We start from the raw sequence: 20,089 nt of genomic DNA on the forward strand, positions 1-20,089 counted from the left end.
AACAGGGGCCACAGCGAGGGTGCACACTGAGGGGGCACACTCGCCGCTGGCCTTGTGGAATTAGCCAGCGATTTCAATGGATTAGAAAAGTTATGGCTGGGGCGGCAGGATTCGAACCTGCGCATGCCGGTACCAAAAACCGGTGCCTTACCGCTTGGCTACACCCCAGCATCCGCGGGCGCTTATAGCGCGGCGCGCGCGCATGAAAAGGGGGTCAGGCGCTGCGGCGCTGGTCGAAGTCGGCGACCGCGGAACGACGGATTTCGTTCGACCCCGAGGTGCGGATTTCGGGACGCCCGAAGTGATAGCCCTGAAGCTGGGTCACGCCCAGCGCGCGCATCGCGGCGGCCTGTTCCTCGGTCTCGATGCCTTCCGCGGTCGTCTCGACCTTGAGCCCTTCGGCGAGCGCGAGGATCGCCTTGACGATCGCGCGGCAGTTCTTCTCGCCCTCGGCGGCGCCGCGCGCGAACGCGCTGTCGATCTTGATCTTCGAGAAATGGGCGCGCGCCAGGTAGCCGAAGCTCGAATAGCCCTTGCCGAAATCGTCGATCACCAGCCGCACCCCGAGCGCACGCAGGCGCTCGAGCGACGACAGGGTTTCGGCATCGTCGCCCAGGAAGATGCTCTCGGTCACCTCGAGTTCGAGGCGGCCGGGCGCCAGTCCCGAGGCGGCGAGCGCGGACACGACCGTCTTGGCGAGCCCTGCCCCGGTCAACTGCGCGGCGGAGATGTTGACTGCCACGCGCGCCTTGTCGGTCCATCCGGCCGCTTCCGCACAGGCTTCGCGAATGACCCAGTCGCCGATGCGGTGGATGAGGCCCGCATCCTCGATGATCGGGATGAAGGTCTCGGGGCTGATCGGGCCCCGCAGCGGGTGGTTCCAGCGCAGCAGTGCCTCGCGTCCGACCAGCTCGCCCGACGTCGCATCGACGATCGGCTGGTAGGCGAGCGCCAGCCCGTCCTCGGCCAGCGCCTGGCGCACGTCGTTCTCGAGCAGGCGATTGTCCTCGGCCTCTTCGAACATCCAGTGATCGTAGAAGGCGTAGCTTCCGCGCCCGTTTTCCTTGGCCTTGTAGAGCGCAAGGTCGGCCGAGCGCATCAGCCCCTCCTCGCGCTTGCCGTCGGACGGTGCCACCGCGATGCCGACGGTCGCGCCGATATGGATGTCGGCAGCGCCCACCTGCACCGTGCGCGAGAGGTCGGCGATGATCTCGAGCGACAGCCGGGCAAGGCTCGACCGATCGGACGCGCCGGTCCAGATGACCGCGAATTCGTCGCCGCCCAGGCGTCCGACCTTGCCGCCCTCGCCGACCGCTTCCTCGAGCCGGCGCGCGACCTCGCACAGCAGCTGGTCGCCGATCGCGTGGCCCAGCGTGTCGTTGACGAGCTTGAAGCGGTCGAGGTCGACCAACAGCAGCGCGCATTCGTTCTGGCCTTCGACCTGTCCGAGCATCGCTTCCTCGAGCAGTTCGCGAACGAGCAGGCGATTGGCGATCCCCGTCAGGGGGTCGGAGCGCGCGGCACGCACCGCGTCCTCGCCGCCCAGGCGCAGTCCGGTGATGTCCGAACCGACCCCGCGCCAGCCCAACAGCTTGCCATCGGGGCCTTCCACCGGCTTGGCCGAAAGCGACCACCAGCGCTGGCCGTCATAACCCGGGATGGCGAGATCCTTGAATGCTTCGCCCGTCTCGAGGTGATGGAACAGCGAGCGCATGCCGCTCGAGAGGTGGACGATGCGGTCGTTGGGATCGAGCAGCTTGCGCACGTGGACGCCGCGCAGGCGGTCGAGATCGACGTCGATCGCCTCGGCGATCTCGGCCGACATGTTGACGAGGCGCAGATCGGCATCGAGCTCCCACAGCCCGCCCGACCCCGACGCCTCGAATTCGCGCAGCAATTCGATGATCTCGCCCTTCTCCTCGAGCTCGAGGCGTGCCCTGGCGTGCGCGATGAACTGCCGCGCATTCATCGTCATCGCAAAAATCAGCGCGAAGGCATACATCAGGCCGAGCAGCATCATCGGCAAGTTGCCGAGCTGCCAGGTGATCGCGAACGCGCCCACGAGCATCACGCAGAGATAGGTCAGTGCCGCCGGTGGCACCGCGAGCATGGTGATGCTGCCCGCGCTCAGCAGCACGGCCATCAGCACGCTCATGAAAAGCTTGGCGTCGGGGCTTGCCCCGTCGAACCAGAAAATCGGCGGGATCAACCACAACAGCGCGAACGAACCGATCGCCTTGGTGACCTTGGCGAAGGTCGTCGGCTTGCGCGAACGGTAGTCGCGGTCGATGCGCAGCCGGGTCGAGCGCACTCCGCGCCACAGGCAGATGGTGATGGCCGTCGCCGCCCAGGCGATGAGCCAGAGATGCGGGACACTGTCGGAGAGCGCCGCGACCAGTACCATCGCGCCGACGCCCTGCGTGAACACCGTCGCCGGCACCAGCTTGACGAGGTTTTCGAGCTGGACGGAGCGGATAGAGGCGAGCAGGGGATCGGACGGCTTGCCGACCGAATAGATGTCGCGCAGCGGGACGGGCGCCGGATCGAAGGCCTCGTCGGCCAGCGATTTCCGGACGGTCATTTCGTCACTGATGTGGTGCGACTTACGCAACCCCCGACAACCCGCTCTTCAACAGTTTCAATTCCATCCCCGTGGATGGCACGCCATTTACCAAAAAAGCGTGAAGATGCAAGTTGTTGGTTTTTATTCAGTTTTTAACGGGTCGCCCATTGACCAGATTCATGTAATCGGCCTGCAACTGGCGACTGATCTCGCCCGGGGAGAAGGTCCACGGCCCGGCTTCGGACACGAACGTCACCTCGGCGGCCGACCCGGTCAGGAAGAACTCCTCGAAACTCGCCAGTTCCTCGGGCCAGATGCGCTTTTCGATCACCTCGATGCCGCGGTCCCGCGCGAGGTCGATGACCGTGCGACGGGTGATCCCGTTGAGGAAGATGTCCGCGATCGGCGTGTAGAGCTTGCCCTCGCGCACGAAGAAGGCGTTCGCGCCGGTAGCCTCGGCCACGCGCCCTTCCCAGTCGAACATCAGCGCGTCGTCATAGCCGCGCGATTCGGCATGGTGCTTGGAAATGGTGCAGATCATGTACAGGCCCGACGCCTTGGCGTGGACCGGCGCCGTGTGCGGCGCGGGACGGCGGAACGGCGCGATGTCGAGGCGGATCCCCTTGCGGGCCTTTTCCTCGTCGAAATACTTGCCCCAGTTCCACGCCGCGATGGCGAGGTGCGGCAACGTCTTCTGCGCGCTCACGCCCATCTGCTCGGACCCGCGCCAGGCGACCGGGCGGACATAGGCATCGGTCAGCCCGTTGGCCTCGAGCACCTCCATGCAGGCATTATCGATCTCCTCGACGCTCCACGGCAGATCGAAGCCGAGTATCGACGCGGACTTGCGCAGCCGCTCGCTATGCTCCGACAGCTTGAAGATCTTGCCGCCATAGGCGCGCTGTCCCTCGAACACGCTCGAGCCGTAATGCATCGCATGGGTCAGGATATGGACGTTGGCCTCGCGCCAAGGGACGAGCGCGCCATCCTTCCAGATGAACCCGTCGCGATCGTCGTAAGGCTGAACCATCAAATCCCTCTGTTGATTTGTAAAACCGTCGTTGCCGCTGCGGTTAGGCGATGGAGCGGCAGGCGGTCAATGGGGGCACCCTAGCGCGCCGCCGCCGCCATCTCCTCGGATCGGCGCCGCCACGCCTCGACCACGTCGCGTATGAGGCCGGTCAGCCGTTCGCCCTCGTCGATCACCTTGAGGCCGGCCTCGGTGGTTCCTCCGGGGCTCGCGACCCGCCTGGCAAGCGCGACCATCGTCTCGCCGGTGGCGCGCGCCATCAGCCCGCTCCCGGCGACCACCTGCAGCGCGATCGCATCGGCCAGTTCGCCGTCGAGCCCCTCTTCGCGTGCCGCCGTCGCCAGCGCATCGACGAACCGCGCGACATAGGCCGGACCCGATCCCGCGATCGCGCCGACCAGCCCGAAGTCCGCCTCGTCTTTGCACCAAGCCGCCAGCCCCAAGGCGCCAGCCATCGCTTCGACTTCGCCGCGCAACGCCGCGTCCGCGTCCTCGCTGTAGAGCGCAGTCACGCCCTCGCCCTCGCTGACGGGGAGGTTGGGCATCAGCCGCACGATCGCTTTGGCACGTGGGAACACGCGCCGCAGGCTCGCCGCCTCGACTCCCGCGAGGATCGACAGCACGACCGTCTCCTCGCCGACATGCGGCTCGAGCCCCGGCGCGACATCGCCCAGCATTTGCGGCTTGAACCCGAGCCAGCACCAGCGCGGGGTGACCGCGGGAAGCTCGGTCACGACCTTGACGCCCTCGATGCGGCGCCCCGACGGGCTCACCGCGGTCAGGCCCGACAGATCGAGTCCCGCCTTGCGCCAGCCCGCGACCATCGCGCCGCCCATCGCGCCGCAGCCGACGAACCAGCTGCCCGCGGGCAAGGTCGCAGTCATGTCAGGCCTCGCCGTGCGTGTCGATGAGCGCTGCCGAGATTGCCTCGGCCGGCGACTTGCCGCCCCACAGCACGAACTGGAAGACAGGGTAGAAGCGCTCGCATTCTTCCAGCGCGGCTTCGGCGATCGTCTCGGCATGTTCGAGCCCGATCGACCCGTTCTCGACCAAGGTCGCGTGACGGAACACGATAAGGCCCGCGCCCGACCACAATTCGAAATGGCCGAGCCACAATTGCTCGTTGATCAGCCCCAGTGCCTCGTAGACCGCGGCGCGCTTTCCTTCGGCGACCTTGACGTCGGGAAAGGCGAGGAACTGCAGCACCTGATCGTCGGGACGCCAAACCGCGCGCAGCTCGTATTGCGCCCAGCTGCCCCCGGCCGAACCCAGCAATTCGCCTTCCGCGACGCGTTCGGCAGGCCAGCCGCGTGCCTCGAAATATTGCTCGAACATCTCGATCGGCGCATCTTCCTCGCGCGGATCGTCTTGGCCCCTGTCGGTCAGGATCGGCTCCTATTTCTTCTTCGCGGCCGGTTTCTTGGCGGCAGGCTTGCCAGCCTGCATCGCATCGAGACGCGCCTTCAGCGCATCGTTCTCCTCGCGCGCGGCAACGGCCATCGCCTTGACCGCCTCGAATTCCTCGCGGCTGACAAAGTCCATCCCGCCGACCCATTCGCGCACTTTTTCGCGCATCTGGCCCTCGGCCTCGCGGCCCATCCCGGCCATCGTGCCGGCGGCGCCGTTCACCATCTTGACGAGATCGTCGAAGAAGCGGTTCTGCGATTGCATCGAAACTCCTTGATGTATCAGCCGAATAGCGGGCTACCCGCTCCCGGGTTGAGGCGCACGATCGCGCTGTTGAGCGTATAGGCGAAGATGAGCCACAGAAGATAGGGCAGCATCAAGGCCCCGGCTAGGGGGCGGATGCGCCAGAAGCGGCCCGCCGCGATCGCCGCCAGCACGAGGATGGCGAGGATCCACCATTTGGCCGCCTCGATCGCTTCCAGCGAGAAGAACACGAACGACCAGGCATAGTTGAGCACCAGCTGCACGACGAAGATCGCGACCGCCGCATCGCGCTTTGCCGTGCGCGGTTCGTTGAGCACCGTCGCGAGCGCCAGCGCCATCATCGTGTAGAGCGTCGTCCATGCCGCCCCGAACGCCCAGCCCGGCGGCTGGAAACTGGGCTTTTCGAGCCCGCGATACCACTCGCCCTCGGCCGAGTTGGAAAGAATGCCCGACAGGCTGCCGAGGATCACGATCAGCGGCACCAGCCACAAAGCGCGCTTCCAGATGCCCTTGTCGTTGCGCGGAACGTCCGCCGTTCGAAGCGTCATGTGTCCTCCTTGATCGCGCCGAGCAGGAACTCGACATTGCCTTCGGGGCCCGTGATCGGGCTCTTCTCGATCCCCAATACGCGCCAACCCTTGGTTTCGACCCATTCGGCCGCCTCGCGGCACACGCGGTCGTGGACCGCGGGATCGCGCACCACCCCGCCCTTGCCGACCTCCTCGCGTCCCGCCTCGAACTGCGGCTTGACCAGGGCGACCAGCCTCGCGCCCGGCGCGGCGAGGTCGAGCGCGGCATCGAGCACCTTGTGCAGCGCGATGAAGCTGGCATCGCACACCACGACCTCAGGCGGCTCGGTCACGATCTCGTCGGTCAGGCTGCGCGCATTGGTCTGCTCGTGCACCACCACCCGCTCGTCGTTGCGCAACTTCCACGCCAGCTGGTTGGTCCCGACATCGACCGCGAACACCTTGGCCGCGCCCCTTGTCAGCAGCACGTCGGTAAACCCGCCCGTCGAAGACCCCACGTCGAGCGCGGTCATGCCCGTCACGTCGAATCCAAAATGCGCAAGGCCATGGTCGAGCTTCATGCCGCCGCGGCTGACCCACGGATGCTCCTTGCCGCGCACTTCGAGCGGCGCATCGGGCTTCATCTGCTCGCCTGCCTTGTCGATCCGCCGCTCGTTCGAAAAGACGTTGCCCGACAGGATCAGCGCCTGCGCTTTCGAGCGCGTCTCGGCGAGACCGCGTTCGACCAGCAGCACGTCGGCGCGCGTCTTGGCCATCAGCGTTCCTCGATGCGCTCCTTGCGCCCTTCCTCGAGCTGCTCCTGCGCCTCGGCCTCGTCCTCGGGGTCGGCCTCACGCGACACCATCCGCTGGTCGGCATCCTCGACGAGGCACAGCGAGAAATAGATCGGGAAATGATCGGAGCCGATATCGCGCTCTCGGCGCAGCTCGTTGAGCTGGAAATGAGGGCTCGCGAACAGGTGGTCAAGCGGCCAGCGCATCAGCGGCCACTTGGCGTTGAAGGTGGGATAGAGGCCGCGCCCGACGCGCGGATCCTTCATGCCCGAGACATCGAGGAACAGGCGGCTCGTCTGCGACCAGGCGACGTCGTTGAGGTCGCCGAACACGACCGCCGCGCGCCCGTCGTCGCGCACCTCGCGCCCGACCATCACCAGTTCGGCGTCGCGCTCGCCCGTATCGTCGCCCGGCAGCGGCGGTTCGGGATGGACGACGTGGAGCGCGACCTTGCTGCCGTCGCCCAGCGTGATCGTCCCGTCGATCGAAGGCAGCCCTTCCGCGATGCGGTAACCGACCTCGCCGTCAAACGGCAGTTTCGACCAGAACAGCATGCCGTAACTGTTGGGGATCGCGGCGGCGAGATGGTGCGGATAGCGCATCGACAGGGTCTTCATCGCCTCCTGCCAGCTCATCCCCGCCTCGAGCAGCACGACCACGTCGGGGTCGGTCTCGCGCACGAGATCGATAACCCCGCCATAATCGTCGTTGCCGAGCAGCACGTTGGCATTGAGGATCGACAGGCTGCGCTCTGCGGGACATTGCGCGGCCGACGCCATTTGGGTGGGAAAGACCCGCAGGTAGCGCGCCGTGTGGAGTAGCTGCCACAGCGTCGCGAGCATCAGCAGGCCGACCGCGAACCCGAACCGCTTGCGGCGATAGTCGTCCGCCCCCGCCACCAGGAACACGATCAGCACGATGCCGATGCCGGCCAGTTGCAGGCGCGGATAGTCGAGCATCCGCACCCACCAGATGTCGGTCGACCAGAGCGGCAGGAAGGCGGCGATGGCGAGCAGCACTGCCAGCACGAGCATGATGCGGTAGAACCAGCCCCGCCAGCCGACCTTGGTTGGAATGGTCATCGTCTACGCTCCTACCAGGGCCAGCACGTGCGGTCCGAAGATCACCACCGCGACGCCGAGCGCGGTCAGCGCCATGATCAGCACCGACGCGGCCGCGAGGTCCTTGGCCTTGCCGATCATCGGGTGCCGGTCGAGCGTGATCGCGTCGCACGCGCGTTCGAGCGCGCTGTTGACCGCCTCGGCAAACCACACCAGTCCGATCATGAGGATGACGAGCGCCCATTCCCAGGATGCCAGTCCGAGCGCCCAGGCGGCGACGATCGCCAGGACGCTGCCGGCGGCGTGGAATCGCGTGGTCGGCTCGCCCGCCCACAGGAACTGGAGCCCCTTGAGGGCGAAACCGAATGCGGTCAGGCGACCCTTGAGCGTGAAGCGGTCATCGCTCAAGCCCGCGCGCCCTCGAGCCCGACATCGTTGCGCCGCAATGCCTTGAGGACCATCTCGACGATGTGCGGCGCGGTCAGCCCGGCTTCCTCGTACTGCTTGTCGGGCGCATCCTGGTCCTGGAAACGGTCGGGCAGGCGCATGGTGCGGATCTTGGCGCCCGCATCGGTCAGCCCCTCGTCCGAGGCCATCGTCAGCACGTGCGCGCCGAACCCTCCGACCGCGGCTTCCTCGATCGTCACCGCGACCTCGTGGGTTGAAAGCAGTTTGCGGATCAGGTCCTCGTCGAGCGGCTTGGCGAAGCGCATGTCGGCGATCGTCACCGAAAGCCCCTTGGCCTCGAGGCTCTCGGCCGCCTTGCGGCATTCCTCGAGCCGCGCGCCGAGGCTCATCAGCGCGACCGTCTTGCCTTCCTTGACGATCCGGCCCTTGCCGATCTCGAGTTTCTGGGGCGTTTCGGGCAACGGGACACCGACGCCGCTGCCACGCGGATAGCGTACCGCGCTGGGTCCCGCGTCGTGGAGCGCCATCGTGTGCACCATGTTGACCAGCTCGGCCTCGTCGGCCGCGGCCATCACCACCATGTTGGGCAGCGTGCACAGGTAGGCGAGATCGAAGCTGCCCGCATGGGTGCAGCCGTCGGCGCCGACCAGGCCCGCGCGGTCCATCGCGAACCGTACCGGCAGGTTCTGGATCGCGACATCGTGGACGACCTGGTCGTAGGCGCGCTGGAGGAAGGTCGAATAGATGGTGCAGAAGGGACGATGCCCCTGGGCCGCGAGCCCCGCCGCGAACGTCACCGCGTGCTGCTCGGCGATGCCGACATCGAAGCTGCGGTTCGGGAATTCGGCGCCGAACTTGTCGAGCCCGGTGCCCGAGGGCATTGCCGCGGTGATCGCGCAGATCTTCTCGTCGCGCCTCGCCTCGTCGATCAGCGCCTTGGCATAGACGCCGGTATAGCTCGGCGGACCGCCCGCGGACTTCTTCTGCTCGCCCGACACGACGTCGAACTTGGCGACACCGTGATACTTGTCCGCTGCCTTTTCGGCGTAGCTGTAACCCTTGCCTTTCTGGGTGACGGCATGGATCAGGATCGGCCCGTCCTCGGCGTCGCGCACATTCTCGAGCACCTCGACCAGCGCCTCGACGTCGTGCCCGTCAACCGGGCCGACATAATAGAAGCCAAGCTCCTCGAAGAGCGTGCCGCCGGTGACCATGCCGCGCGTATATTCCTCGGCCTTGCGCGCGAGGTTCTCGAAGCCCTTGGGCAGCTTCTGGATGACCTTCTTGGCGAGTCCGCGCGTCTTCAGGTAGGCCCCCGACGAGACCAGCCGCGACAGATAGTTCGACAGCCCGCCCACGGGCGGCGCGATCGACATGTCGTTGTCGTTGAGAATGACGATCAGCCGGTTGCCCGCGGCTTCGGCGTTGTTCATCGCCTCGTAGGCCATGCCCGCGCTCATCGCGCCGTCGCCGATCACCGCGATCGCGCGGCCCGGCTCGTCCGATAGCTTGCGGCTGATCGCAAAGCCCAGCGCCGCCGAGATCGAGGTCGACGAGTGCGCTGCGCCGAACGGGTCGTATTCGCTCTCCGCACGCTTGGTGAAGCCGCTGAGCCCGCCGCCCTGGCGGATGGTGCGGATGCGATCGCGCCGCCCGGTTATGATCTTGTGCGGATAGCATTGGTGGCCGACGTCCCAGATCAGCCGGTCGTGGGGCGTGTCGAACACGTAGTGGATCGCGACCGTCAGCTCGACCACGCCGAGCCCCGCACCGAGGTGCCCGCCGGTGACCGACACCGCGTCGATCATCTCGGCGCGCAATTCGTCGGAAAGCTGGCGCAGCTGGCTCTTGTCGAGCTGGCGGAGATCGGCGGGGTAGTGGACCGTGTCGAGAAGCGGAGTGTCGGGGCGCGTCGTCATAGAGCTTCCCTAACCGCGTCTCTCCCCTCTGTCGATAAGGGCCTTTAGCCGAACGTTTCGCAGACGGAAATTCAGTCGGCGCAGTCGCCGCAGCGTCCGCGCACCTCGATCACCGGCCGCTGGGCCGAAAAGCCCGCGCCCTCGGCCGCCTTGCGTACCCCGCCCGCGAGCCCGTCATCGTCGAGATGGGTCGCCTTCCCGCAATCGTCGCAGATGAGGAAGATGCAGTCGTGGAGGCAGCCGGGATGCTCGTTGGCGACATAGCCGTTGGCGCTCTCGAGCCGCCGCGCGAGGTTCGAGGTCACGAACAGGTCGAGAATGCGATAGACGCTGTTGGCGGCGACCTTGCGCCCGCGCGCCTCGGAGACCTTGGCGGCGATGTCGTAGGCGCTGGCCGGCTGCTTGAAGGTCGAGAGCGCTGCGAACACCGCCTCGCGCATTTCGGTCCATTGTTCGCCCGATGCGACGAGCTGGTCGCGCGCGGCCTCCTTGAGGTCGGCACCATGATGCGCTTCGTGAGTGTGGCGGGTCATGCCGGGAAGATAGGCTCCCCGCGCCCCGATTCCAAGCGTCAGTCGCCCGCGATGAGGTTGAGCTTGTGCGCCAGGGCGACGATCCCGACGCCGCACATGGTGGCGATCACTTCCTCGCCATTGTGAGGCAGAGCGAGCGCGCCGCCCATCACGCCGATCCCGAGCCCGCCGATCGCGCCGGGCATCATGAACCCATGCTGGCGCGCGCCCATCACCAGCGACAGGCCGCCGAGCAGCATCGCGACGAGCAGGCCGCCTTCGTGGATCATCTCGTTGCCGAGCAGCGCGCCGCCACTCGCCAGCACCGCCACGATCACGCTCGAGGCGAGGCAATGGACGAGGCACAGCCCCGAAAGGCCGATCGCCATCCGGTCGAGCCGGTGAGTCGAAAGGGACGCTGCGAACATGATGGCACGCATATAGGCCCACCCATGTGACGTGACAACATCACATCGCGCATTTTTTATCGATTTCGGTGAAGGTGTGGCCCATCGGACAGGCTTTCCTTTCGCGCGCCAAGGCGGCAATAGCGCGCTCCATGACGACACGCCCTGCCCTGATGCCCGAAACCGCCCGCCCGATCGCCCTGGCCAACTGGCTGCTGGCAGTCGCCGCTTTGGTCTTCACCATGGTCGTCGTGGGCGGGATAACGCGGCTGACCGAAAGCGGCCTGTCGATCACCCGCTGGGACCTCGTCACGGGCGCGCTGCCGCCGATGAGCGAGGCGGCCTGGCAGGAGCAGTTCGACCTCTACCGCCAGACCCCGGAATATCTCGAGATCAACGGCCCGGCGGGGATGGACCTTGCCCAATACAAGTTCATCTTCTTCTGGGAGTGGTTCCACCGCCTGCTCGGCCGCCTCGTCGGGCTCGCTTTCGCCCTCCCGCTCCTGTGGTTCTGGATCAGGAAGCAGGTGCCCCAAGGCTACAAGCCGCGCCTCCTCGCCCTCCTCGCATTGGGCGCCAGCCAGGGCGCGCTCGGCTGGTTCATGGTCCAGTCGGGCCTCGTCGAGCGCACCGACGTGTCGCACTTCCGCCTCTCGGCGCACCTGCTCACCGCGCTCTTCATCCTCGCCGGCTTGCTGTGGACCGCGTTCGACCTGCGCGCGCTCGCGAAGGGCGTGGCACGCAGCCGCCTCACCCCGCTCTCGATCAAGGTCTCCCTAGTCCTGTTCGTCCAGCTGCTGCTCGGCGCGTGGGTCGCGGGGCTCGATGCGGGCTACGTCGCCTCCGACTGGCCGCTGATGCAGGGCGACGTCGTCCCGCGTGGGATCGACTGGGAGATGGGCGCACTGCACGCCTTTACCCACGACCCTTTCCTGATCCACTGGCTGCACCGCTGGTGGGCATGGCTCGCGGTCGCCGCGCTCGTCCTCCTCGCGCGCGCTGTCAAACCGGCCGAGCGTCGTGCCTCGATCGCGATCCACAGCGCGTTCGGCGTCCAGATCCTCCTCGGCATCGCCACCGTGATGAGCGGCATGAACATCGTGCTGGCCGTGCTCCACCAGGCGGTCGGCGCATTGGTGGTTGCGGCCACCGCCTACGGGGCGCATGTCAACGGCAGGCCCCGGGAGTAGCTTCATGACGCAGACCGCCGCATCCGCCTTCATCCTGTGCACCGACCTTGCCGAGGCGCAGGCGATCGGGCGCGCGCTGGTCGAGGAGCGGCTTGCCGCCTGCGTCAACATCCTCCAGCCGGCCCGCTCCATCTACCGCTGGGAAGGCGCGATCGAGACCGCCAGCGAAGTGCCGATCATCGCCAAGACCACGCTCGAGGCGGCCGATGCACTGATCGCGCGCGTCAAGGAACTGCACGGCTATTCGGTGCCGGCCATCACGCTCTGGCCGATCGCCAAATTGCCCGACGACTATGCCCGCTGGATCGAGGAAAATACCGGCCCGCAGGCGACCGCCTGACCCGTTCTGGTATTTAAATACCCGTCAGCAACCCCGCTGAAATGCTTGACTTATTCGCGTCCCGGCGCCAATAGCGCGCCCAACGGCGCTTCCCGGTGGGAGGCGCTATGTTTCGTTTCACCAAAATTCCACGAAGGAATTGCCATGAAGGCCCTCATGAAGACCACCAAGCCGGCGAAACCGGCCGAGGTCGAAAAGAAGTGGCATCTGATCGATGCCGAGGGGCTGGTCGTCGGCCGCGTTGCCGTGATCATCGCCAACCTCATCCGCGGCAAGCACAAAGCCAGCTTCACGCCGCACGTCGACAATGGCGACCATGTCGTCGTCATCAATGCCGACAAGGTCCGCTTCACCTCGAACAAGGCGCAGACCAAGAAGTATTACAAGCACACCGGCTATGCCGGCGGCATCAAGGAAACCACGCCTGCCAAGATCATGGAGGGCAAGTTCCCCGAGCGCGTGCTTGAGGCGGCGGTCAAGAACATGGTTCCCCGCGGTCCCCTCGGCCGTGCGGTCATGAAGAACCTGCACCTCTACAACGGGACCGAGCATCCGCATGCCGGTCAGAACCCCGAAGTCCTCGACGTCGCGTCGATGAACCGCAAGAACAAGGTGGGCGCATAACATGGCCGACAAGAAGTCTCTCGCTGACCTGGGCGACCTGACCAAGGATCAGGAAGCCGAAAAGAAGGCGACCAAGAAGGCCGACACCAAGGCCGAAACCCAGACCGAAGAGCAGGCGGCAGACGCCCCGGCCGAGACCGCGGCGGAAGAAACCGTCGTCGAGACCCCGGTCGTCGAAGCCCCCCTGCGCGAGCAGGAGCTTGACGAGCATGGCCGCGCCTATGCGACCGGCCGCCGCAAGGACGCCGTTGCGCGCGTCTGGCTCAAGCGGGGCTCGGGCAAGATTACCGTCAACGGCCGCGACCAGGCGGTCTACTTCGCGCGTCCGACGCAGCGTCTCGTCATCAACCAGCCGTTCGGTATCACCGATCGCGTTGGCCAGTATGACGTCGTCGCCACCGTCAAGGGCGGCGGCCTGTCGGGTCAGGCCGGCGCGGTGCTGCACGGCATCGCCCAGGCGCTGAGCCGCTACGAGCCGGCGCTGCGCACCACCGTCAAGCGCGCCGGGTTCCTCACCCGCGACAGCCGCGTGGTCGAGCGTAAGAAATACGGCAAGGCCAAGGCCCGCCGTTCGTTCCAGTTCTCGAAGCGCTAAGCGCTTCGCCACTGGCGACAAGATCGGGGCGTCCCTTCGCGGGGGCGCCCTTTTCTTTTGTCCTGAGCTGGCGCAATCTCCCGACCAACCACGGGAGGCGCATCGATGGCATCACACGACATTCTCATTATCGGCGGCGGCGCGGCAGGGATCGCGACCGCGGCCTCGCTGCTCCAGCGCCGCGCGGGCCTCGACATCGCCATCGTCGAACCGTCCGAGGATCATTACTACCAGCCCGGCTGGACGATGGTCGGCGGGGGAATTTTCAACAAGGAAGACACGCACCGCCGCGAAGCCGACGTGATGCCCGCAGGCGTCACCTGGATCAAAGCCCGCTGCGCCTCCTTCCAGCCCGACGCCCACCAGGTCACGCTCGAGGATGGCTCGACCGTCTCCTACAAGCTCTTGATCGTGGCGGCGGGCCTGACCCTCGACTGGGGCCGCATCGACGGGCTCGAAGCGACGCTCGGCCAGAACGGCGTCACCTCCAACTATCGCTACGACCTTGCCCCCTACACGTGGGAGCTGGTCAACCGGCTCGAGCGCGGCACCGCGCTGTTCACCCAGCCGCCGATGCCGATCAAGTGCGCCGGCGCGCCGCAAAAGGCGATGTATCTCTCGTGCAGCCGCTTCGAACAGCGCGGCGTCCTCAAGGACATGAAGGTTGAATTCCACAATGCCGGCCCGGTCCTGTTCGGGGTCGAGGCCTACGTCCCCGCGCTGATGGAATATGTCGAGCGCTACGGCATCGGCCTCAAGTTCGGCTCGACCCTCGTGGCGGTCGACGGGCCGGCGCAAAAGGCGACCTTCAAGACCGAAGCGGGCGAGGTCGTGCGCGACTTCGACATGCTCCACGTCACGCCCTTCCAGAAGGCCCCCGACTTCATCGCGCAGAGCCCGCTCGCGGCGGAAAGCGGCTATGTCGAGGTCGACGACGCGACGCTGCGCCACAAGCGCTATCTCGACATCTTCGCGCTGGGCGATTGCGGCTCGATGCCCAACGCCAAGACCGCTGCCGCCGCGCGCAAGCAGGCGCCGATCGCCGCCGTCAACGCGCTCGCCGTGCTCGACGGCAAGGAGCCGTCGGCCAAGTATGACGGCTATGGCAGCTGCCCGCTCACGGTCGAACACGGCAAGATCGTCCTCGCCGAGTTCGGCTATGGCGGTAAGCTCTTGCCGACCTTCCCGTCCTGGCTGATCGAGGGCACGAAACCGAGCAGCCTGTCGTGGAAGCTGAAGGCGGACGTGCTGCCGTGGGTCTATTGGAACGCGATGCTGAAGGGGCGCGAATGGCTGGTCCATCCGGGGGCGTGAGCCCCTTGCGCTTCGGCGACTTCACCCTCGACATCGCCAACCGCCGCCTGCTCGACAAGGGCGCGCCGGTCGACTTGAACGCTCGCTATCTCGACGCGCTCGCGCTGATGGCGCAGCGCCCGGGCGATCTCGTCACCAAGGACGAATTTCTCGACACCGCCTGGAACGGCGTTCCCGTCACCGACGAGGCGCTCACCCAAGCCATCCGCAAGCTGCGCCAGGCCTTGGGCGACGACGCCAATGCCCCGCGCTACATCGAGACCGTCCCCAAGCACGGCTACCGCTTCATCGCCCCCGTTGAGAGCGCCGACACGCCCGCGCCAGCTGCTTCCCGCCCGGCGACCGACTGGCTCGGCCTCGCCGCCTCGGGCACGATCGGCGGCGGCATGGCGGGCCTTCTGGGCGGTCTTCTCTACGGCCTCGGCGGGACTAGCCAGCCGCTCGCCCCCGGCATGGGCGCCGCCTCGGTGCTCGTCGTGCTCGTCTCGCTCAACATCCTCGTCGGCCTTGCGGGCGGCGCAGGGGTTTCGGCGGGCATCGCGCTGGCCCATCGCCTCAAGGGCGCCGCGCTTCCCTTCCTGATGGCGGGCGGCGCGATCGGCGGGCTGCTCGTCGGCACCTTCGCCCGCCTGCTCGGCATCGACGCCTTCACACTTCTCTTCGGCCAGGCGCCCGCGCGCATGACGGGCGGGTTCGAGGGCTCGCTCCTCGGCCTTGCCGTCGGGGTCGGCGCGTGGGCCGCGCTGCGCCCGGACGGCCTCGCTTCTCCGCGCCGCGCGATCGGCCTCGGCGCGGCCAGCGGCGCCTTCGCAGGACTTGCCATCGCCTTGTTCGGCGGCACGTTGATGGCCGGCAGCCTCGCCGCCTTGTCGCGCAATTTCGACGGTTCGCGCCTCGACCTTGACCGGCTCGCGCACCTCGTCGGCGAAGCGCAGTTCGGCCCGCTTTCGACCGCGCTGACCGCGGCGCTCGAAGGCCTGTTGTTCGGCGGCTGCATCGCCGCCGCGCTGCTCTTTGCCTTGCGGCAGCGCGCCTAGCCCAGCCGCATGTGGATCTCGTCGGTCGCCAGCGGCACCGACACGCGCTTCAACCGGCTCGTCTCGCCCGAGACGATGTCGATCGCCGACTTGGGCACGCTCAGCGCCTTGGCGAGCAGTTTCACCAGTTCCGCATTGGCCGCCCCGTCGGCGGGCGCGGCGGCGACGCGCACCTCGAGCGCCTCGCGCCCGTCCGCGGTCGGACGCCAGCCGCCCACCCCGGGCCTGGCGCTGCGCGGCGTCACCCGCACGGCGATGATCGATGACGCTTCCATGACTGGAGGGCTTGCCAGATTTTGGCTTTTGGCCCAAGCGGGCGCCTCATGAAGAACGAAAAGAAGATCGAAGGCTTCCTCGACGAACTGGAAGCCATTTACGCCAGGTCCGTTTCCAACCTCCGCGACGCGCTTGAGGCCTACGCGAAAGACGGAACCCGCCCCTCCCTGAAGGACCGCGACGCCGGCGCCTTCTCCTATCCCGAGCTGCGGATCGAATACGACCCCGCGATGCCGCCGCCGACCCCGGCCCGCGCCTTTGCGCGCCTCAACACGCCCGGCATCTATACCGCCTCGATCGCGCGCCCCGCCCTGTTCCGCGCCTATCTCAAGGAACAGCTCGACCACCTGATGCGCGACTATCCGGTCAAGGTCAGCGTCGGGAAGTCGGCAAGCGAGATCCCCTACCCCTACGTGCTCGACGGCTCGAACCTCGACCTCGAAGGCATCTCGACCGCCGAACTGTCGCGCTGGCTGCCCTCGACCGACCTGTTCCACATCGGCGACGAGGTGGCCGACGGCGACTGGGACTTCACCCTCGCCCCCACGCGCCCGCTCGCCCTGTTCGACGGCCCGCGCACCGACTTCAGCCTCGCGCGTCTCAAGCATTATACCGGCACCCCGGCCGAGCATTTCCAGCATTATGTGCTGTTCACCAACTATGTCCGCTACGTCGACGAGTTCGTGCGCTTCGCGGTCGAGGAATTGCGCTCGGACGACAGCCGCTTCACCGGTTTTTCGGTCCCGGGCGGCTATTACGAACCCGGCCAGCTCGAAAATGCCGAGGCCGAGATCGCCGCGGGCGTCTGGCGCCGCCACCAGATGCCGGCCTACCATCTGATGGCCGCGAACGGCACCGGCGTGACCCTCGTCAACATCGGCGTCGGCCCGTCCAACGCCAAGACGATCTGCGATCATATCGCGGTGCTCCGCCCCGAGGCGTGGCTGATGATCGGCCATTGCGGCGGCCTGCGCCCCAGCCAGACGATCGGCGACTATGTCCTCGCCCACGCTTACTTGCGCGACGATCATGTGCTCGACGAGGTGCTGCCGGTCGAAATCCCGATCCCCGCCATCGCCGAGGTCCAGACCGCCCTGTTCGACGCCGCGCGCGAAGTCACCGGGGAGAGCGAGGACGACCTCAAGAAGCGGCTGCGCACCGGCACCGTGGTCACCACCGACGACCGCAACTGGGAGCTGCGCTACACGCTGTCCGCCTTGCGCTTCAACCAGAGCCGCGCGGTCGGGATCGACATGGAATCGGCGACCATCGCCGCGCAGGGCTACCGCTTCCGCGTCCCCTACGGCACGCTGCTATGCGTCTCGGACAAGCCGCTCCACGGCGAATTGAAGCTGCCGGGCCAGGCCAACGCCTTCTACGAAAAGGCGATCGGCCAGCACCTTCGCACCGGCATCAAGGCGCTCGACATCCTGCGCCACGAGGGCGACGGGCTACACAGCCGCAAGCTCAGGAGCTTCGACGAACCTCCGCTGCGCTAGTTGGCGGGCGTCACGTCGCGCACGCGTCCGGCCTCGGGCGCGGCGCGTCCGTCCGCGAGCCACGCCGCCAAAGCCTCGACGTCGGTGCCCGCACCGGTCGCATCGGTGCCTTCGCGCAGCACCGTGTAGCCATCGCCGCCATAGGCGATGAAATTGTTGGCGGTAACGCGGTAGGTCGCCGCCGGGTCGACCGGCGCACCTTCGAACGTCAGCTCGACGATGCGCGCGCCTTCCGGGCGAGAACGGTCGAAACTGTAGGCGAGTTGGCGGCTCGGGCGGATGAAGCGCGGCATTCCCTCGCCCGCAACGCCCTGTTCGAGCACGGCTTTCAGCTGCGCGCCCGTCAGGCTCAACGTCATCAGCGAGTTCTGGAAGGGTTGTAGCGCGAAAATCTGGCCGTAGGTCACCGTCCCGGCGGCGAGGTCGGTGCGCACCCCGCCCGCGTTCATCAGCGCCAGCTGTGCCCCGCCATTGGCCGGATCGGCGGTCGCAGCCCACTGCGCATCGGCGATCAGGTAGCCCGCGGTCGCATCGTCCTTCGAGACCGAGCCTTCGAGGCTCCCGACCACCCGCTCGGCGAGCGGGCGCGCTTTCTCGACGACGCGCGCCACCAGCGCGGCCACCTCGGGATCGGGCGCAAAGCGTGCATAACCGTCATTGGGCAGCACCAGCGCCCCGTCGCGATCGCGAAAGGCATCGCCCTGCACCGCGACATTCTGGCCGGTCGCGCCGACGAACTGGCCGCCGTCCTTGGCGAAGTGCAAGCGGATGTCGGTCACCAGCGCGCCATAGGCCCCCGCGCTCGTCAGAAGGCGCGTTCCCGGCATCCCGTTAGGCATCGGCACCTGGCAGCTATAGGCGTTGTGCGTGTGGCCCGACGCGATCACGCCAATCGCGGGGTCGAGCCCATCCAGCATGTCGACCACTGCGCCCGACAACTCGGGACAGGCGGGATCGTCCCATTCCCCGCCGACCTGCCCGCCTTCGTGGATCAGGAGGACGATCGTCTCGGCGCCCATTTCCTTCAGGTGCGGCACCAGCGCGTTGGCGGTCTCGACCTCGTCGGCAAAGCGAAGCCCGTCGACGAGATTGGGCGCGACCAGCCCCGGCACGCCGGCGAGCGGCAGCCCGATGATCCCGATCGTGTGCCCGCCGACCTGTTCGACCGCCGCGTCGGGGAACAGCGTATTTCCATCCTCGAGGAACACGTTGGCCGCGAGATAGGTGAAATCGGCCCCGTCATAGCTTCCGTCGAGCGCGCACGGCGTCACCTTGGTGAACATCTCGCACCCGCCCTTGGTCAGCCGCAGCAGTTCGGCGATGCCCTTGTCGAACTCGTGATTGCCGAGCGCGCTGTAATCGAGCTCCATCATCTCGAGCACGTCGATGGTCGGCTCGTCGAGGAACAATGCGCTCGCCAGCGGGCTCGCCCCGATCATGTCGCCCGCCGCCACGCGCAGCGCCTCGCCCGGCACCTTGGCGTCGAGCGCATCGAGCGCGCCCGCGAGATAGGCCGCGCCTCCGCTGGGCACCAGCGCGCGCGTGCCGTCGGCCAGTCGCACCGGGATCGCGCGGCCCGGCGCTTCGAGCCGGCCGTGGAAGTCGTTGATCGCCAGCACCTGCACTTCCTCGAGCATCGGCGGCGGCGTCTGGGCCGTGCGCACGTCGGGCGTCGGCGCGCAGGCGGCGAGCAGGGAGGCGGCAAGCAGGGTCGGAACGAGGCGCATGATTTCTCCTTTGCGGGACGCGCTAGCGCCCCCTAAAGCTCCTGTCATGACCGAAAAAGAGCTGATCGCCCTCGCCCGTTCCGCCGCGCTCAAGGCCTATGCGCCCTATTCGGGCTTTTCGGTCGGCTGCGCGATCGAGAGCGTGGATGGCGAAATCGTCACCGGCGCCAACATGGAAAATGCCTGCTACCGCCTCGGCCTGTGCGCCGAGCAGAGCGCGCTGACCACCGCCCAGCATGCTTTCGGGCTCGCGCGTGTCGCACGCATCGCGGTCGCGGGCGGCGACGGGTCGGGTGAGGAATTGCAGGGCGAACAGTCGGTCACGCCGTGCGGCGGCTGCCGCCAGGCGATCCTCGAGGCCTCGCATCTGTCGGGCCGCGATATCGAGATCTACGCGGCGAGCGGCGACGGCAGCGTCCACGAGACGTTGCGCATCCGGTCGCTTATCCCGCACGGCTTTGGGCCGGAAAACCTCAAGGACGCGGACCGCTAACGGCCTTCCGCCTCCTACTTCATAGACTATCGACCCCTGGAGTGTTGCGTTCCATGTCTACTGCCGTCCCTCGTCCTCGCGCGCTTGGTGCATTCTTCGCGATCTCCTTCGGTTTCTCTT

Annotated in this window: 22 protein-coding genes and 1 tRNA gene; 8 read left to right on the forward strand and 15 right to left on the reverse strand. The window is 67.0% G+C overall.

All coding sequences use genetic code 11. From position 1 onward, the window contains the following. Positions 1-93 precede the first annotated feature (93 nt). From NNY25_RS08895 to NNY25_RS08955, 13 genes are all read right to left on the reverse strand, one after another. Positions 94-168, reverse strand: a tRNA-Gln gene (locus NNY25_RS08895). Positions 169-214: 46 nt separating this feature from the next. Further along, positions 215-2,581, reverse strand: coding sequence for a putative bifunctional diguanylate cyclase/phosphodiesterase (locus NNY25_RS08900; RefSeq protein WP_265571003.1), 2,367 nt, complete (start codon positions 2,579-2,581; stop codon positions 215-217). 127 nt (positions 2,582-2,708) lie between these two features. Further along, on the reverse strand, positions 2,709-3,593 hold the full coding sequence (locus tag NNY25_RS08905) for a branched-chain amino acid aminotransferase (RefSeq protein WP_265571004.1): 885 nt from the start codon (positions 3,591-3,593) through the stop codon (positions 2,709-2,711). 80 nt (positions 3,594-3,673) lie between these two features. Then, entirely contained in the window at positions 3,674-4,477 is an 804-nt protein-coding gene (locus tag NNY25_RS08910) for a pyrroline-5-carboxylate reductase family protein (RefSeq protein WP_265571005.1), read from the reverse strand. A gap of 1 nt (position 4,478) precedes the next feature. Beyond that, positions 4,479-4,928: a type III secretion system chaperone family protein gene (locus NNY25_RS08915; protein ID WP_265571006.1), complete on the reverse strand. Its 450-nt coding sequence runs from the start codon at positions 4,926-4,928 to the stop codon at positions 4,479-4,481. Positions 4,929-4,988: 60 nt separating this feature from the next. Beyond that, positions 4,989-5,264 (reverse strand): accessory factor UbiK family protein, encoded by a 276-nt coding sequence (locus NNY25_RS08920; RefSeq protein ID WP_265571007.1) that lies wholly within the window; start codon positions 5,262-5,264, stop codon positions 4,989-4,991. Positions 5,265-5,281: 17 nt separating this feature from the next. Beyond that, positions 5,282-5,812, reverse strand: coding sequence for a TspO/MBR family protein (locus tag NNY25_RS08925; RefSeq protein WP_265571008.1), 531 nt, complete (start codon positions 5,810-5,812; stop codon positions 5,282-5,284). Then, positions 5,809-6,549, reverse strand: a complete 741-nt coding sequence (locus NNY25_RS08930) for a TlyA family RNA methyltransferase (protein WP_265571009.1) — start codon at positions 6,547-6,549, stop codon at positions 5,809-5,811. The genes NNY25_RS08925 and NNY25_RS08930 overlap by 4 nt, the downstream gene beginning before the upstream one ends. Next, complete coding sequence (locus NNY25_RS08935) at positions 6,549-7,649, reverse strand: endonuclease/exonuclease/phosphatase family protein (RefSeq protein ID WP_265571010.1); 1,101 nt, start codon at positions 7,647-7,649, stop codon at positions 6,549-6,551. Before NNY25_RS08935 ends, NNY25_RS08930 begins: the two co-directional genes overlap by 1 nt. 3 nt (positions 7,650-7,652) lie before the next feature. Then, a complete protein-coding gene (locus NNY25_RS08940; protein ID WP_265571011.1) occupies positions 7,653-8,036 on the reverse strand; it encodes a diacylglycerol kinase in 384 nt (127 codons plus the stop codon). Continuing rightward, on the reverse strand, positions 8,033-9,955 hold the full coding sequence (gene dxs, locus NNY25_RS08945) for a 1-deoxy-D-xylulose-5-phosphate synthase (protein WP_265571012.1): 1,923 nt from the start codon (positions 9,953-9,955) through the stop codon (positions 8,033-8,035). The genes NNY25_RS08940 and dxs overlap by 4 nt, the downstream gene beginning before the upstream one ends. Positions 9,956-10,026: 71 nt before the next feature. After that, entirely contained in the window at positions 10,027-10,488 is a 462-nt protein-coding gene (locus tag NNY25_RS08950; RefSeq protein ID WP_265571013.1) for a Fur family transcriptional regulator, read from the reverse strand. Between the two features lie 38 nt (positions 10,489-10,526). Continuing rightward, positions 10,527-10,895, reverse strand: a complete 369-nt coding sequence (locus NNY25_RS08955; RefSeq protein ID WP_265571014.1) for a MerC domain-containing protein — start codon at positions 10,893-10,895, stop codon at positions 10,527-10,529. A 131-nt stretch (positions 10,896-11,026) separates the two neighbouring features. Between NNY25_RS08955 and NNY25_RS08960 the strand changes: the two genes are divergently transcribed. The 6 genes from NNY25_RS08960 (at position 11,027) to NNY25_RS08985 (ending at position 15,974) form a co-directional block, all read left to right on the forward strand. Further along, on the forward strand, positions 11,027-12,064 hold the full coding sequence (locus tag NNY25_RS08960) for a COX15/CtaA family protein (RefSeq protein WP_265571015.1): 1,038 nt from the start codon (positions 11,027-11,029) through the stop codon (positions 12,062-12,064). A 4-nt stretch (positions 12,065-12,068) separates the two neighbouring features. Then, positions 12,069-12,404, forward strand: coding sequence for a divalent-cation tolerance protein CutA (gene cutA, locus NNY25_RS08965; protein ID WP_265571016.1), 336 nt, complete (start codon positions 12,069-12,071; stop codon positions 12,402-12,404). Positions 12,405-12,548: 144 nt separating this feature from the next. After that, positions 12,549-13,028, forward strand: a complete 480-nt coding sequence (gene rplM / locus NNY25_RS08970) for a 50S ribosomal protein L13 (protein WP_265571017.1) — start codon at positions 12,549-12,551, stop codon at positions 13,026-13,028. Between the two features lies 1 nt (position 13,029). Further along, complete coding sequence (rpsI, locus tag NNY25_RS08975; RefSeq protein ID WP_265571018.1) at positions 13,030-13,623, forward strand: 30S ribosomal protein S9; 594 nt, start codon at positions 13,030-13,032, stop codon at positions 13,621-13,623. 105 nt (positions 13,624-13,728) lie between these two features. Beyond that, positions 13,729-14,937 (forward strand): NAD(P)/FAD-dependent oxidoreductase, encoded by a 1,209-nt coding sequence (locus NNY25_RS08980; protein WP_265571019.1) that lies wholly within the window; start codon positions 13,729-13,731, stop codon positions 14,935-14,937. Then, positions 14,913-15,974 (forward strand): winged helix-turn-helix domain-containing protein, encoded by a 1,062-nt coding sequence (locus NNY25_RS08985; RefSeq protein WP_265571020.1) that lies wholly within the window; start codon positions 14,913-14,915, stop codon positions 15,972-15,974. Before NNY25_RS08980 ends, NNY25_RS08985 begins: the two co-directional genes overlap by 25 nt. Here NNY25_RS08985 and NNY25_RS08990 read toward each other — a convergent pair. Continuing rightward, positions 15,971-16,249 (reverse strand): DUF167 domain-containing protein, encoded by a 279-nt coding sequence (locus NNY25_RS08990; RefSeq protein ID WP_265571021.1) that lies wholly within the window; start codon positions 16,247-16,249, stop codon positions 15,971-15,973. The two genes, NNY25_RS08985 and NNY25_RS08990, sit on opposite strands and share 4 nt — an antisense overlap. A 48-nt stretch (positions 16,250-16,297) precedes the next feature. On the opposite strand from NNY25_RS08990, the gene NNY25_RS08995 reads away from it, so the two are divergent. Beyond that, positions 16,298-17,749, forward strand: a complete 1,452-nt coding sequence (locus NNY25_RS08995; protein ID WP_265571022.1) for an AMP nucleosidase — start codon at positions 16,298-16,300, stop codon at positions 17,747-17,749. Here the strand turns inward: NNY25_RS08995 and NNY25_RS09000 are convergent. Further along, entirely contained in the window at positions 17,746-19,476 is a 1,731-nt protein-coding gene (locus tag NNY25_RS09000) for a bifunctional metallophosphatase/5'-nucleotidase (protein ID WP_265571023.1), read from the reverse strand. The two genes, NNY25_RS08995 and NNY25_RS09000, sit on opposite strands and share 4 nt — an antisense overlap. A gap of 46 nt (positions 19,477-19,522) precedes the next feature. Between NNY25_RS09000 and NNY25_RS09005 the strand changes: the two genes are divergently transcribed. Continuing rightward, positions 19,523-19,969 (forward strand): cytidine deaminase, encoded by a 447-nt coding sequence (locus NNY25_RS09005; protein WP_265571024.1) that lies wholly within the window; start codon positions 19,523-19,525, stop codon positions 19,967-19,969. The last annotated feature ends 120 nt before the right edge of the window (positions 19,970-20,089 follow it).

Origin of the sequence: Sphingomicrobium nitratireducens (genome assembly GCF_026157035.1) — a bacterium.
Lineage (GTDB): Bacteria > Pseudomonadota > Alphaproteobacteria > Sphingomonadales > Sphingomonadaceae > Sphingomicrobium > Sphingomicrobium nitratireducens.

What these genes read in the sequence shown, in the direction of transcription:
- NNY25_RS08960 (WP_265571015.1), top strand. Translation starts at nt 11,027, where the DNA reads ATGACGACACGCCCTGCCCTGATGCCCGAAACCGCCCGCCCGATCGCC.
- cutA (WP_265571016.1), top strand. Translation starts at nt 12,069, where the DNA reads ATGACGCAGACCGCCGCATCCGCCTTCATCCTGTGCACCGACCTTGCC.
- NNY25_RS08900 (WP_265571003.1), bottom strand. Translation starts at nt 2,581, where the DNA reads ATGACCGTCCGGAAATCGCTGGCCGACGAGGCCTTCGATCCGGCGCCC.
- NNY25_RS08990 (WP_265571021.1), bottom strand. Translation starts at nt 16,249, where the DNA reads ATGGAAGCGTCATCGATCATCGCCGTGCGGGTGACGCCGCGCAGCGCC.
- NNY25_RS08995 (WP_265571022.1), top strand. Translation starts at nt 16,298, where the DNA reads ATGAAGAACGAAAAGAAGATCGAAGGCTTCCTCGACGAACTGGAAGCC.
- NNY25_RS09000 (WP_265571023.1), bottom strand. Translation starts at nt 19,476, where the DNA reads ATGCGCCTCGTTCCGACCCTGCTTGCCGCCTCCCTGCTCGCCGCCTGC.
- NNY25_RS08915 (WP_265571006.1), bottom strand. Translation starts at nt 4,928, where the DNA reads ATGTTCGAGCAATATTTCGAGGCACGCGGCTGGCCTGCCGAACGCGTC.
- NNY25_RS08985 (WP_265571020.1), top strand. Translation starts at nt 14,913, where the DNA reads ATGGCTGGTCCATCCGGGGGCGTGAGCCCCTTGCGCTTCGGCGACTTC.
- NNY25_RS08935 (WP_265571010.1), bottom strand. Translation starts at nt 7,649, where the DNA reads ATGACCATTCCAACCAAGGTCGGCTGGCGGGGCTGGTTCTACCGCATC.
- NNY25_RS08930 (WP_265571009.1), bottom strand. Translation starts at nt 6,549, where the DNA reads ATGGCCAAGACGCGCGCCGACGTGCTGCTGGTCGAACGCGGTCTCGCC.
- rplM (WP_265571017.1), top strand. Translation starts at nt 12,549, where the DNA reads ATGAAGGCCCTCATGAAGACCACCAAGCCGGCGAAACCGGCCGAGGTC.
- rpsI (WP_265571018.1), top strand. Translation starts at nt 13,030, where the DNA reads ATGGCCGACAAGAAGTCTCTCGCTGACCTGGGCGACCTGACCAAGGAT.
- NNY25_RS08955 (WP_265571014.1), bottom strand. Translation starts at nt 10,895, where the DNA reads ATGTTCGCAGCGTCCCTTTCGACTCACCGGCTCGACCGGATGGCGATC.
- NNY25_RS08950 (WP_265571013.1), bottom strand. Translation starts at nt 10,488, where the DNA reads ATGACCCGCCACACTCACGAAGCGCATCATGGTGCCGACCTCAAGGAG.
- NNY25_RS08980 (WP_265571019.1), top strand. Translation starts at nt 13,729, where the DNA reads ATGGCATCACACGACATTCTCATTATCGGCGGCGGCGCGGCAGGGATC.
- NNY25_RS08910 (WP_265571005.1), bottom strand. Translation starts at nt 4,477, where the DNA reads ATGACTGCGACCTTGCCCGCGGGCAGCTGGTTCGTCGGCTGCGGCGCG.
- NNY25_RS09005 (WP_265571024.1), top strand. Translation starts at nt 19,523, where the DNA reads ATGACCGAAAAAGAGCTGATCGCCCTCGCCCGTTCCGCCGCGCTCAAG.
- dxs (WP_265571012.1), bottom strand. Translation starts at nt 9,955, where the DNA reads ATGACGACGCGCCCCGACACTCCGCTTCTCGACACGGTCCACTACCCC.
- NNY25_RS08920 (WP_265571007.1), bottom strand. Translation starts at nt 5,264, where the DNA reads ATGCAATCGCAGAACCGCTTCTTCGACGATCTCGTCAAGATGGTGAAC.
- NNY25_RS08925 (WP_265571008.1), bottom strand. Translation starts at nt 5,812, where the DNA reads ATGACGCTTCGAACGGCGGACGTTCCGCGCAACGACAAGGGCATCTGG.
- NNY25_RS08905 (WP_265571004.1), bottom strand. Translation starts at nt 3,593, where the DNA reads ATGGTTCAGCCTTACGACGATCGCGACGGGTTCATCTGGAAGGATGGC.